General features: G+C 39.3%; 13 protein-coding genes. 2 read left to right on the top strand and 11 right to left on the bottom strand.

Translation table 11 applies throughout. The annotated features are described in order from the left end of the window. Positions 1–2 precede the first annotated feature (2 nt). From tcpF to GPZ88_RS05710, 9 genes are all read right to left on the bottom strand, one after another. Positions 3–2,450 (bottom strand): conjugal transfer ATPase TcpF, encoded by a 2,448-nt coding sequence (tcpF, locus tag GPZ88_RS05755; protein WP_000331160.1) that lies wholly within the window; start codon positions 2,448–2,450, stop codon positions 3–5. Further along, positions 2,434–2,826: a conjugal transfer protein gene (locus GPZ88_RS05750; protein WP_000723888.1), complete on the bottom strand. Its 393-nt coding sequence runs from the start codon at positions 2,824–2,826 to the stop codon at positions 2,434–2,436. Before GPZ88_RS05750 ends, tcpF begins: the two co-directional genes overlap by 17 nt. Positions 2,827–2,914: 88 nt before the next feature. After that, positions 2,915–3,412, bottom strand: a complete 498-nt coding sequence (locus tag GPZ88_RS05745) for an antirestriction protein ArdA (protein WP_000342539.1) — start codon at positions 3,410–3,412, stop codon at positions 2,915–2,917. Between the two features lie 116 nt (positions 3,413–3,528). Next, positions 3,529–3,750, bottom strand: coding sequence for a hypothetical protein (locus GPZ88_RS05740; RefSeq protein ID WP_001009056.1), 222 nt, complete (start codon positions 3,748–3,750; stop codon positions 3,529–3,531). 42 nt (positions 3,751–3,792) lie between these two features. Next, the gene (gene mobT, locus GPZ88_RS05735) at positions 3,793–4,998 is read right to left on the bottom strand and encodes a MobT family relaxase (RefSeq protein ID WP_000398284.1); all 1,206 of its coding nucleotides are present in this window, start codon (positions 4,996–4,998) and stop codon (positions 3,793–3,795) included. Positions 4,999–5,176: 178 nt separating this feature from the next. After that, positions 5,177–6,562: an FtsK/SpoIIIE domain-containing protein gene (locus GPZ88_RS05725; protein ID WP_166043687.1), complete on the bottom strand. Its 1,386-nt coding sequence runs from the start codon at positions 6,560–6,562 to the stop codon at positions 5,177–5,179. 28 nt (positions 6,563–6,590) lie between these two features. Beyond that, entirely contained in the window at positions 6,591–6,977 is a 387-nt protein-coding gene (locus tag GPZ88_RS05720; RefSeq protein WP_000985015.1) for a YdcP family protein, read from the bottom strand. 15 nt (positions 6,978–6,992) lie between these two features. Continuing rightward, a complete protein-coding gene (locus GPZ88_RS05715; RefSeq protein ID WP_000420682.1) occupies positions 6,993–7,307 on the bottom strand; it encodes a YdcP family protein in 315 nt (104 codons plus the stop codon). Between the two features lie 328 nt (positions 7,308–7,635). Beyond that, the gene (locus GPZ88_RS05710) at positions 7,636–8,799 is read right to left on the bottom strand and encodes an MFS transporter (RefSeq protein ID WP_158914814.1); all 1,164 of its coding nucleotides are present in this window, start codon (positions 8,797–8,799) and stop codon (positions 7,636–7,638) included. 61 nt (positions 8,800–8,860) lie between these two features. On the opposite strand from GPZ88_RS05710, the gene GPZ88_RS05705 reads away from it, so the two are divergent. Both GPZ88_RS05705 and def read left to right on the top strand, forming a co-directional pair. After that, complete coding sequence (locus GPZ88_RS05705) at positions 8,861–9,535, top strand: cyclic nucleotide-binding domain-containing protein (RefSeq protein WP_052071136.1); 675 nt, start codon at positions 8,861–8,863, stop codon at positions 9,533–9,535. A 66-nt stretch (positions 9,536–9,601) separates the two neighbouring features. Then, on the top strand, positions 9,602–10,216 hold the full coding sequence (gene def / locus GPZ88_RS05700; protein ID WP_039697537.1) for a peptide deformylase: 615 nt from the start codon (positions 9,602–9,604) through the stop codon (positions 10,214–10,216). Between the two features lie 189 nt (positions 10,217–10,405). Here the strand turns inward: def and GPZ88_RS05695 are convergent, their stop codons facing one another. Both GPZ88_RS05695 and GPZ88_RS05690 read right to left on the bottom strand, forming a co-directional pair. Next, the gene (locus GPZ88_RS05695) at positions 10,406–10,951 is read right to left on the bottom strand and encodes an NADPH-dependent FMN reductase (RefSeq protein ID WP_074564994.1); all 546 of its coding nucleotides are present in this window, start codon (positions 10,949–10,951) and stop codon (positions 10,406–10,408) included. A 91-nt stretch (positions 10,952–11,042) separates the two neighbouring features. Then, positions 11,043–11,489, bottom strand: coding sequence for a MarR family winged helix-turn-helix transcriptional regulator (locus GPZ88_RS05690; RefSeq protein WP_157628703.1), 447 nt, complete (start codon positions 11,487–11,489; stop codon positions 11,043–11,045). Positions 11,490–11,522 lie beyond the last annotated feature (33 nt).

The following is an 11,522-nucleotide window of genomic DNA, read 5'->3' as shown; positions in this document are numbered from 1 at the left end:
ATTTACACCTCTTTTCGCACAGGTGGTCTGGTATCAAAGGCATGGAGCAGTTCTTCAAATACAGGGTGGAACTGTATCACACCGACACGACCATATAAATCACTGATAAGGCATTGCCCGTTTTCCAAATCACGCAATCGCTTCTGATTGTTTTCGTCCTCTGGGTCTACACCAAAAAAGGCTAAGGTCTTTTTAATCTCGTTAAGGTCAGTGGAACGAAATGCAAATTTTAAGCCGAGGTTATTTTTCAGTTTTTCATCTAAGAGGTCGTCTGTATTTTGGGTCACGAAATATACCCCAGCGTTCATAGCACGACCAGCCCGAACCAGCTTCATAGATAGTGTTTTTCCTTGTGCTACCTGTAAAAAGCTCCATGCTTCGTCTAAATCTACAATCTTGAAAATGCTTCGGTCTGTATGGATAAAGTCTAAAGCAAAGGTACTAATGACAATCAGCATAGCAACGGATAAAAGCTCCATAGTGGTATATTCCTCAAAGGAAGTTTCCTTGTCGGGAAGTACCAAGTCCGCAACCTGTATAATGTTCAGTTGTTTTTCTAAGCTGATAGACTGCTCCACATAACCATTACTGAATAATAAATGTGCAAAGTCATAGTCTGTAAAACTTTCGATATGGTCGGCTATACTGGTACTTAGTGGCGTATTCTCAACCCGTAATTCCTCAATCACTTTCATCAACCCTCGTACTTCACTATTGGTTACTGCACGAATGGCTTTTCTAAGGATTGGGAAGCGTTCCCCATCACGAGAGGAAATCCCCGTAAGGAATGTCAGAATATCAATAGCCAGTGATTCAGAATCTTTGGGATTTTTCATAATCACATAAGGGTCAAGTAAGCCTTTGTTTTTCTCATCAGAAGTCAGAGTGACGATATTGATTTCATGGGAAATCTCTGGCAAGGTTTCTTTCCATCTGCCACGTTCTGCTTTTGGGTCTACAATCACTGCTTGTGCCCCATAAAGCACCGCATAATAGACGATAAGGTTATTCGCAAAGGATTTACCACCACCCAGCGAACCAACAAAAGCCGACGCTAACGCATTGGTTACTGAACCCTTAACCCCTTGACTGGCAAGAGCAGGTTTCAGATAGACATTGCGTCCAGTATCTAAGCTGTAGCCAACATAAATCCCCTCATTTTCCCCCAGCATTTGAGTAGCACCAAAACCTAAACCAGCGAGGAAATCAGAGGTCACGTATTGAATATAATCATTCATATAACGCTTGCTGGCAGGTAAAAATTCTTCATGTAAGCCGAGCATATCCCCAAATGGTCGTACCAGTTTTACGCTTAAATCGTCATAAAAATCTTTCACTTCATTACAACGACGTTTGAGTTCGTCAAGATCATTTGCTGATACCCTTACCACATAAGACAGCTTGTACATAGATTCCTTGCTTTGGTCTAAATTGGTTTCCAGCTCATTCACACTTTCCAGAGCTTCCGCCACATTGGAGCTGGTTTCATTATCACTTTGCCAAGCGTGGTTATCCAAGTCTTTCAGTTCTTTCTTTTTATTGCGGACAGTAGATAGGGCTTTACGATTCGCTACAATTTCCACATTCATTGACGTATCAATCGGGAATGTAAATTGCTGTTGCTGGTAGTAGAAGATTTCAGAGGACGGGAAGTCCAGTTCTCCGACAATGCTGTTAATGGTAAAGTAAGCTACATAGACGGTTTCATCTTCCTGCTGGATTTTCAAATATCGCTGTTTTTCTTCCACCAAACAGCGAGTAGGCTTAATCAAGTCATAGTATTTAATCAGCGTTTCATTATCCAGCTTTTTCTTTGATAGATGGTACTCATACTCTTCATAGGCAGTGCCTGTCTGTCCGTAAAGGTGTTCAATCAGATAGCCGAAGTCGTCCTTATCTAACCTGCGGATTTTGAAACGACGAGAGATTTTATTTTCTAAGAGCTTTTCCATCTTCTGAAAACGCAGGATTTCATCATTACTCATACTAACAAAATCGCCCATCAGCTTATGGTTCACATCATAGACAAAATCAGACAAAGCATTTTTTGCTTCAACGGTAAGACTTTTCATAGAAAACTCCTGATCGTTGAGAAGCAACTTAAAGCCGATAAAGAAACGGTAGTTCACTTGATTTTCGCCAATCATGGATATTAAAGCGTCTGTCTGTTGGTCGATTTTGTCATAGGCAACCGCTTTGAGCTTGCCAGTGACTTCATTTTTGGAACGCTCTTGTGCAGAACGTATGCTGGATTCTGTACTGATTTGTAAAGCATGAATTTTGCCATCACGATTTTGTGCGATAAGCTGTCTGAAAGAATCATGCACTTGTATTTTCTGTTCTGGACTTAGAAATGAGTAATTGTAAGGAACAAGCTCATAGTAAGCATAACATTCCCCGTCTTTATTCCAGACGAGATTGTTTTCAATGTATTTAATTGGATATGCCATAAAATTCACTCCTAACTGCTGTAATGGCTTCTTGTGGCTGGTTTCTGCCAAGCGTTACTTTTTTTCCTGCATAGGTCAGCTTTGGTCGCAGTGCATAAGCAATGACAGACTTCAAAAATCCATAAGGCTTTTTACCATCAAAAGTTTTTGTAGACATAAACCATGTGAAAGCCACAGGAATCCCAAAGTATTTGAGAAATGCTCCCTCTATCATGGAAAGAGGGGGCAAGTTGCCAAGTATCATCACTGCAAAGAGTGACACGACAAACCATGTCATTTGCGTAAAGGTTATGGGAAACGGAAGTCTAAAATCATTGATAGAATACAGTACCTTTTCCACAGACCAGATACTGGTATAGCTTCGTATTTTCTTCATGTAATCAATCCTTTCATAAAAAATAGGGGTAGCTGATTGAGCCACCCCGTAAAATAGAAAATCTGCCAGTAGTAATGTACCGACAGATTTAATAGACGATTTCAAAAATCCCATGATTGGTTGAGATAAACGTTCCTGAAAGGTCTAAATCCCGACCATAGGCTTGATAATCAATATAGTTTTGAAGACTAGCTGGTACTTCGCCTAAAGCACCCGTTTCTTCAATGTAGTAGCGTGCCACGTCATACATATCATCACAATCGGAATGAATGATAATATCCTCTTGATGTTCGCTTAGTTCTTCAATGCTTGAAAAATGAGTGAGCAGAGCAGATAGCTCCGATTGTAATTCTTCGGGTAATTCCGATACCATTTCCCATAGTCGATTGAGTTCGCCAATGGAAGTGTATTCGTCAACCGTAAAGGGTAACTCGTAGTCATGAATGGCGTATTCCTCATATTCATCATTCAAGCCGATTTTCTCTTTGACTTCCTCAAAGTCAATGGGAAAGGTAAACCACGCACCGACCAATTCGCCCTCATTGTATTTGCCTAAATTCGCAATATAGACTTGCATATCGTCCATATATTCACGTCCTTTCTTTGTAGAGATTCAAAAATCCCTACCGCACTTCGTTTGGTGTACCATTCCTTTGCGGAACATAAGAAAACCACTTATATTCCACAAAAGAACGGTTTTATTTAAGCACCAATAATGCGATTGAATAGCTCTAGTAAAATGTCTTTTACTCCAGCAGCGTTGAAGACTAAGCCAACCGCAATAATCGCAATAATTAAAAAGCCAATCAGTTTGCTAAACTCACGCTTGAAGCCAAGATACAAGCCAATCACAACGATTGCTAAAAGCACCAGTGATTGAGCGTTTGATAGAAACCAGTTATAAAGGTTTTGTCCAAAATTCATAAAAATGTTCTCCTCTCTATATTCAATGAATTTGTATTTGAGTTATTTTTTTGTTGTTATCACGTCCTGTTCTTTTACTGACTGTTGCTTCAAAATCTGCTTGTGTCGGTCTGTCAGTTTCGCATGGTCGAGAATGTCTTTTACAACCTGCGTCTGGTTGATTTCATCAAGTTTAATCGCAACCTTTAAGGTCGGGGCAACTTGATGAGATAGCCAGTTCAGCGTCCTTTGGAAGGAGTAAGGCTCTGGTTTTGTGGTTAGTTTTAATCGTTCACGATTGTTCCCAATAAACCAAGCCCATTCTTCATTCAGTTTCCAATCAGAACGAGGTTTGGAATCGTCTTTATCTACAAAACGGATATACCGATTGATAATTTTAAAGGCGGTATGCTCTGGATTGTCATAGACGAGTAAATCACGGACTGCATAATAGGCACGCTCATTTTTCAATCGAATCTCAAAACGGTTTTTTACTTCTGCGTCTTCAATGGGAATATCATTTTTCTTGTACTGCTCGTAGTCCTTTTCATAGATACAGAAATAAACTTCACTTTGTAATGAACCGATATAGAGGGTGTTTCCCATACATTCCTTTTCCTCTTTGCGTACCAGTTCGCCACTGCGATAGCTTTTAAAACTGCGGAAGACGGAGATACATTCTTCCTGTTGGCACTTTTCAGTGAGTACAGGGATATTTAAAATCCCTGTCTTATCGTTAATGGCAAGGTCAAGGCGTTTCATCACACCGCCAGCCACCAAAACGTCCATAAAGAACTCATACCAGCTTCTTTGTTGTGCCAGAAGATAGCTTTCAAATTGTCTGCACCCACGACCTTTCAATTCCACCAGAACTCCTTTGTCCAGTTCATGGGAGCAAAGGACGAATATGTCGCCTAAAGCATAATGCTCTGAATAAGAATAGAAACCATAGTCCTCATGAAGAAAATAGGACAGTTTCAGTTGTAAGATGTTTTCGACCACCTGCTGTACGTCTGTTGTCGGAAAGCGAATTCTTACATAATCAAACAGCATTTCAAGGGGAGCGTCGGGATTGAAGCGTTCCAGAGCTTCCCAAAGGGACTGCTGTAAATCCTCTGATGGCTTGACTTTTCCTGTTTCAATATCGCTTAGATACTGCCTTGTAATACCAGTCGCAACAGCTAAACGGTTTTGAGATAGTCCATAAGCCAAGCGTTTTTCTTTTAAATGCTGTAACCAAGTTTGTTCATTCAGTAAAAATCCCTCCAATCAAAAAGGCGTATGTCAACTTTTAAAGCCCATTTGACATACGCTGAAATTTTGTAAATCCCTTGTAACCAAAGGATTTTCTAATGTTTTTTTGACTGTTTCCTGTCGATTTGTACCCCCCCTGTTAGATACGGGGGGTTAAGTGCTGGCGTGGCTATTGCCACACCAGCCAGCAAGATCAGTCCACACCTGCGACTTCCGCTTCGCACGTCGCCTGCGTGGACTGTCTGCTGTTGGATAACTTTTTAATTTCCTCCAAGAAATCATATCCTTTTGGTACAAGGGGAGTATAAAACTCTGATATGACACTTGTTCCTACATCAACATAGCCACGACCTTTGATTCGCTTTAAGAAGAAATCCTTTTGTACGTCACTGCCAAACATCATGCCATAGCCCATTTCAGACATACGACCTAAAGCCACTCTGAAATTAAACTGATCACGGATTCCGTCGCCTAAATATTTTACGTCTGGACGTTGACAAGCCAGTATTAGAAAGAAGCCAGCTTGACGACCTAACATGACAATCTGTTTCAGCTTATTCATAACTGCGGTGTTTTCTTTTGTTCCCAGCATTTCCATGAAAGCGACGTATTCATCAAAGATTAAGAAGTGTGCCGGGAGACCTAAGTAAGCATAATTTTTGCCAGTCTTATAGTTCTTCATCTGCTTCATTTCCTCACTACGTTTCATCATTTCTTCATAGAATGTTTCAATGCAAGAAAGCAAGTCTTCTTTTCTATAGTAGACATTTGCCATCACAGAACCTAAGTCCGCAAGATCAGCATTTTTCGGGTCAAGAATATACAGTTTTGAATCTGTATGAAGCAAGGCTTCAATCAGTGTCAGTATAAAGTAAGTTTTACCGCCACCTGTACCACCAGCAATCAACATATGAGGGAGCTTATCATATTCCCACCATACGTTTTTCATTAAGCGAAGTTTACCATCTTTAGCTTCTACTTCATCAATAGAAATACGACTGGCTATGGTGTCATAGAGCAAAGTATATTCCACATAGGAATCCTTTAACTCTTTATCCGTCAGCTCACAGTACAAGCCACTCTCTAATTTCTTTTCCAAGTGTAAGAGTTGGTCTTGATATTTTCCCAGCGTGATTTCCACCCGTATCTGTATCAAGCCATTTTTAAGTCGATAATACATTTTAGGGAAGTAGGTTATCTTTTCCTTTGTACGACCAGCACTATCTTTAAAGAAACCCTCTGTTTTGACCTGTTCAGATTCATACCACTTGTTTTCAAGTATCATCTTTGCCAGTTTTTGACGGTGGTAAAGTTGTTTAACCGTATCATAGCGAACCCGTTTGAATACAAACGCTACCAGCAAGCAGATAAGAATTGCGACACTGAAACTGATAATTAAATAGGGAATGTCAATCTTATCTGCTTGTGATAGGTTAAAATCCTGCCAGTTGATCTGCTGGATTGTCTTCACATGAAACAGTCCGACAACCAGCAGGAAAACAGGCAGGAGTGACGCTATCGTAAAATGAAAGACTAAATCTTTACCAGATGGGCGAATCCTTTTACCACGCTGTTTCATGCGAAAAAGTCTCCTTTCTACCTAGCGACTATTTGTCTTGTGTCGGTTCTTTCTTTGCTTGTGGTTGAGCTTTGAATGAACTAGAATCCTTTGTCAGCACAATATCGTCTGCCTTGATATACCAGTCAACATCTGCTCCTTGATAGGTGGCAGTAGCAACGGTGTCCGCAATGGGATTGATAAGTTCCACCCGTGCGTTATAATCAAACTCTTTCAAAGGCACGCTGGCAGGAATACTTACTTGAATCATGCGTCCTTGTCCTTTGGATTTTAAGTCATAGGTACGTTCCTTGATTTCATCTGAAACCGACCCGTCTTCATTTTGGATTCTCACTTCACGACGTAGAGCAGAGAATTTCAATTCTCCAAAAGTCGTGTCTTTATCTAATACAATGCCATTTGCTAATCTCATCATTTTTCCTCTCTTTCTTTATTCTTTTATCATGTCGTCAGCATGTAAAAGGTAATTTGTAAAACCACGAGTGCCGATTTTGTAGCCCTCTGCGGTAATACGTGGATTGACTAACTTCACACGTTCCTCAAAGCCGAAATGTTTTTCGCCAGCTTCAGCAGGAAGCACCACCACAATATCATCTGCTCTTTGAACATCAGAATAGAGATTATAGCTTCTTGATAAGACAGTTAGCCGTCCGTTGATTCTTCGCTGAACGACTTTATCCTCGCCAGCAAATTCTAAATTGCCGAATGTTTTTTCCATGTTGGGAATCACAAATTTAAGTTCCATATTTTTACCTATCCTTTCTTTTTTATTGGCTGAATGAATGTTTGATGGTCTTAAAGAGTGGGGAACGACCTTTTGATTCTTGATTTTTTGTTTTCATAAGTTCACTTCCTTTCAAAATCGGGTAAAAAAATAGACACCTCATTTTTTGAAGTGTCTACCTATTAAATATTCAAATTTTATTGGAAGTATCTTTATATCTTCACTTTTCAAGGATAAATCGTCGTATCAAAGCTCATTCATAAGTAGTAAATTAGTAGTAAATTGAGTGGTTTTGACCTTGATAAAGTGTGATAAGTCCAGTTTTTATGCGGATAACTAGATTTTTATGCTATTTTTTTGTTAAAAAGCGTGTTTTAATAATCAAACCTAGGCAAATAACCAAGCTGATAACAGCGTAAATGATAAAGGCAAAGCCTGGTTGTGGGCTAAATTTTGAGAAGAGGTTCAAAACAATTGCTGCGCTTGCCCCACCAAGATTACAGAAAATCAAGATAAGCGTAGTCGCATTTCCGATTAATTGCGGTGAAACGTTAGTTGAAACATCACTAAAGACGCAGGTAACCACAATACTGTACCAGAAGCCTGATAGCATTGCACCGATTAGCATCACCCAAAGATTGTTAGCAAAACCTACCATAAATAGTCCAAGAGCAAATGGAATCATTGAAATGGTAATCAAGTTTTTGCTAAAGCGTCCAAGCAAACCTTCAAAACAAATTCCTGAAAGAATTCCCATAAGCATCATGCCACTCAAGATTAAGCTGGCTTGACGAGGACTTCCAAGATGCAATTGGTCAACAATAACTGGGATTCGAAGGCTGTTCGCACTATTGATGTTAATAACAAAACCTGCCAATAAAGATAGTCCGACGATATACAAGATATCTTCTTTTCTAAATTTAGCACGAGTCTCATCTTGTTGTAGTTCTTCTACTTCAACCTTAGGTTTTGGTGCAAAAATGAGGTAAACAGCAAGAATTGGCAAAGCAAATAAGTAAACACTAAATGTCCATGACCAGCCAAGAACAACAATGAAACCAACAATCATGGTCAACAAGGCATTACCAATAATTTCAAAAGAACCACGAAGACCGAGCATCTGTGCTTGCTCACGTCCAGCATAAGTCTCACTGATAATACTGATGGCACGAGAATTGATCAAACCAATCCCGATACCAAGCAAAATACGTGATACAAAAACTAATGAATATGTCTGAAAAACGACTGGCATACTACCACCAAAGGCAATCAAAAGAAGACCTAAGATGATACTGAGACGTTCAGAGATTAGACGTTCGATAATTGGATTTAGTAACAACATGGCAAGAATCGCAAAAGATGATAGTGAAAATAGAAATTCCACCTGACTAGCAGCGTATCCTTGCTGATGAAATGTTGTAATCATTTGGGGTAATGCTGTCGACGGAGATAACGTCGAAACCAGCATCAAAGATAGAGATAGGAGACTAAATTTCTCCAAAAATGTTTTCATAGAAACTCCTTACTTGTTTTTTTCTCCATTTCCAGTATAATCAAAGTTAGCGCATAAAAATATGACTTTTGTCATAACAAAGGAGGTCTGTGTGTCTTTAGAAAAGTATATCCAAGACTATCAGCTTGAAAAAATCTTTCCGAGACATTATTTTGATAAATTGCAAGTCCGCGAATTAGTTGCTGGAGATGCCATTTGTCACCAAGGAGAAGCTTTGACAGCACTCTCTTATTTTGCAAAAGGAAAATTAAAAATTGTTCGTCGCTTATTTAACGGAAAAGAGCATATTTTAGATATCAAAGAAAAACCTACGCTTATCGGAGATATTGAATTATTAACTGATCAGCCAATCGTGTCTTCAGTTGTCGCTCTTGAGGATACATTAGTCATCCAACTCCCTTTAACTGGGATTCGCGAGGAATTATTAGCTGATAATGATTTGCTTCTAAATCTTAGTAGAGGACTCGCTCAATCACTTTATGAGCAAAATATCCGTGCTTCTACGAATTTGAATTACACACTTAAAGAACGTCTAGCCACTCACATCTTGGCGATTGAAGACAAAGGCGTCTTCAAGTTAGAATTGACTAGCCTTGCTGATTCATTCAGCGTTAGCTACCGTCATTTACTTCGTGTGATTCATGAATTTATCGATTTAGGCATTATTGAAAAACGTCGCCCTAACTATTATATCAAAGATATGGCACAACTCATCGACTTGAAGATCACTAACTAAGCCAATAACTTTCTCGTTAAGCATTTTTATGCTATAGTGTTATATAGAATAATTTGAGGAGAAAACATGTCAGTTATTGAAAAATTAGCAAAACCAAGTCATTTAATCAATATGAACGATATTATTCGCGAAGGTCATCCAACTTTGCGTAAAGTTTGTGACGATGTCACATTCCCATTATCTGATGAAGAAATCATCTTAGGTGAAAAAATGATGCAGTTCTTGAAAAACTCTCAAGATCCTGTAACAGCTGAAAAAATGGGCTTGCGCGGAGGTGTTGGCTTGGCAGCACCACAATTGAACGTTTCAAAACGTATTATTGCTGTTCTTGTTCCAAACATGGAAGACAAAGATGGTAACCCACCAAAAGAAGCTTACAGCTTACAAGAAGTGATGTACAATCCAAAAGTTGTCTCACACTCTGTTCAAGACGCTGCACTTGCTGATGGTGAAGGATGCTTGTCAGTTGACCGCGTTGTGGAAGGATACGTTGTCCGTCACTCTCGTGTTACTGTTGAATACTTTGATAAAAACGGTGAAAAACACCGCATCAAACTTAAAGGTTACAACTCAATCGTTGTCCAACACGAAATTGACCACACAAATGGTATCATGTTCTACGACCGCATCAACGAAAAGAACCCATTTGCTGTTAAAGATGGTATGCTAATTGTCGAATAAACCATAAAGAGAGGAAATCCTCTCTTTTTTTGTGAACAAAAAGGCCTAGGATGTTAAAATCCCAGGCTTTTTATATGTCACAGTTTTTGATATTGAAAGGCTAAACCAATATGACTGTGATAAAGGTGAGCTAAGCTAAAATAGGAAAACCTGACTCACCTATGGATTTGTTAAATGGTAAAACTTAGATTAATCAAGCGCAGCAAGAAGTGCTTGAGCTTGTTTGTCAAGGTTAGCAAGAACCTCATCAGTTGCGATAAATTTGCCATCTGCCCATGCAGAGTCGTTCACACGTGTTGTTGTGATTTCATCAACAAATTTTGTGCGGATGAATGGGAACAAAGCACGGTAAGCATCGGCTACAGCTTCGTGTCCACCATTTGCAAGGATAGAAACAGTTGTCACTTTTTCATTAAGGGCTGATGGACCTGTTGGGTCTGAAAGATCGAGCGCACGGCTCAACCAGTCAAGCAAGTTCTTCACTGAACCAGGAATCGCAAAGTTATAAACTGGTGAGAAGAACCAGATAGCATCAGCTGCCAAGACAGCGTCACGTGCAGCTTGCACAGCAGCTGGTGTGTTAGCTTCCAAATCTTGTGAAAAGACTGGAACTTGTGACCAGTCTAGGTATGATACTTCTGCTTTGCCTTCAAGTGCTTTTTCAGCGTTTTGAGCAAATTGTTGATCAAAAGATCCCTCACGTAATGAACCAACAACAAATAGAATTTTTTTCATTATATATCTCCCTTTTAAGGTTAATTAGTCTGTTAAAAGTTATTTATCACTAAATAGTACTTTTTCTATATTGTCATTGTACGAATTATTGCTACTTTTGTAAATTAATATGCTCACGCGGTTTAAATTTTTTCAGAAGTCGTATTAATTGATCTTGTTCTTCCTCAGTTAAAACTGAAAAAGTCTCTTCAATTTTTGCCATGTGAAGTGGCAAAGCATGCTCAATGACTTGACGACCTACATCAGTCAAACTAACCAGATAAGCACGTTTGTCGTCAGGACAAGTGTGGCGTGTCACCCATCCTTTTTTCTCCATGTTACGAATTACTACCGTCATATTGCCTGAAGTCGCTAGAATACTATCCATTAATTCGCCAATTTTCATAGGCCCTTTACTATAAAGAACATCCAAAACACCAAATTGGGTCTGCGTCAAGTCATCTTCTTTGAACGATTCTGAAGTCTTGGCATCAATTGTTCGATAGGCTTTTCGCAAAACAACCATGGCTTTTACAGCGGTATTTTTGAAATCGCTCATCGCTACCTCTTTCTGCTTTTTTTACATCATATC

The sequence above is a fragment of the Streptococcus ruminicola genome (genome assembly GCF_011387195.1).
GTDB lineage: Bacteria > Bacillota > Bacilli > Lactobacillales > Streptococcaceae > Streptococcus > Streptococcus ruminicola.
This window is presented reverse-complemented; position numbering and strand designations above follow the sequence as displayed.

Bases quoted from the DNA above. Each gene is read 5' to 3' on its own strand.
- tcpF (WP_000331160.1), bottom strand. From the start codon at position 2,450: ATGGCATATCCAATTAAATACATTGAAAACAATCTCGTCTGGAATAAA.
- GPZ88_RS05750 (WP_000723888.1), bottom strand. From the start codon at position 2,826: ATGAAGAAAATACGAAGCTATACCAGTATCTGGTCTGTGGAAAAGGTA.
- GPZ88_RS05745 (WP_000342539.1), bottom strand. From the start codon at position 3,412: ATGGACGATATGCAAGTCTATATTGCGAATTTAGGCAAATACAATGAG.
- GPZ88_RS05740 (WP_001009056.1), bottom strand. From the start codon at position 3,750: ATGAATTTTGGACAAAACCTTTATAACTGGTTTCTATCAAACGCTCAA.
- GPZ88_RS05725 (WP_166043687.1), bottom strand. From the start codon at position 6,562: ATGAAACAGCGTGGTAAAAGGATTCGCCCATCTGGTAAAGATTTAGTC.
- GPZ88_RS05720 (WP_000985015.1), bottom strand. From the start codon at position 6,977: ATGATGAGATTAGCAAATGGCATTGTATTAGATAAAGACACGACTTTT.
- GPZ88_RS05715 (WP_000420682.1), bottom strand. From the start codon at position 7,307: ATGGAACTTAAATTTGTGATTCCCAACATGGAAAAAACATTCGGCAAT.
- GPZ88_RS05710 (WP_158914814.1), bottom strand. From the start codon at position 8,799: ATGAAAACATTTTTGGAGAAATTTAGTCTCCTATCTCTATCTTTGATG.
- GPZ88_RS05705 (WP_052071136.1), top strand. From the start codon at position 8,861: ATGACTTTTGTCATAACAAAGGAGGTCTGTGTGTCTTTAGAAAAGTAT.
- def (WP_039697537.1), top strand. From the start codon at position 9,602: ATGTCAGTTATTGAAAAATTAGCAAAACCAAGTCATTTAATCAATATG.
- GPZ88_RS05695 (WP_074564994.1), bottom strand. From the start codon at position 10,951: ATGAAAAAAATTCTATTTGTTGTTGGTTCATTACGTGAGGGATCTTTT.
- GPZ88_RS05690 (WP_157628703.1), bottom strand. From the start codon at position 11,489: ATGAGCGATTTCAAAAATACCGCTGTAAAAGCCATGGTTGTTTTGCGA.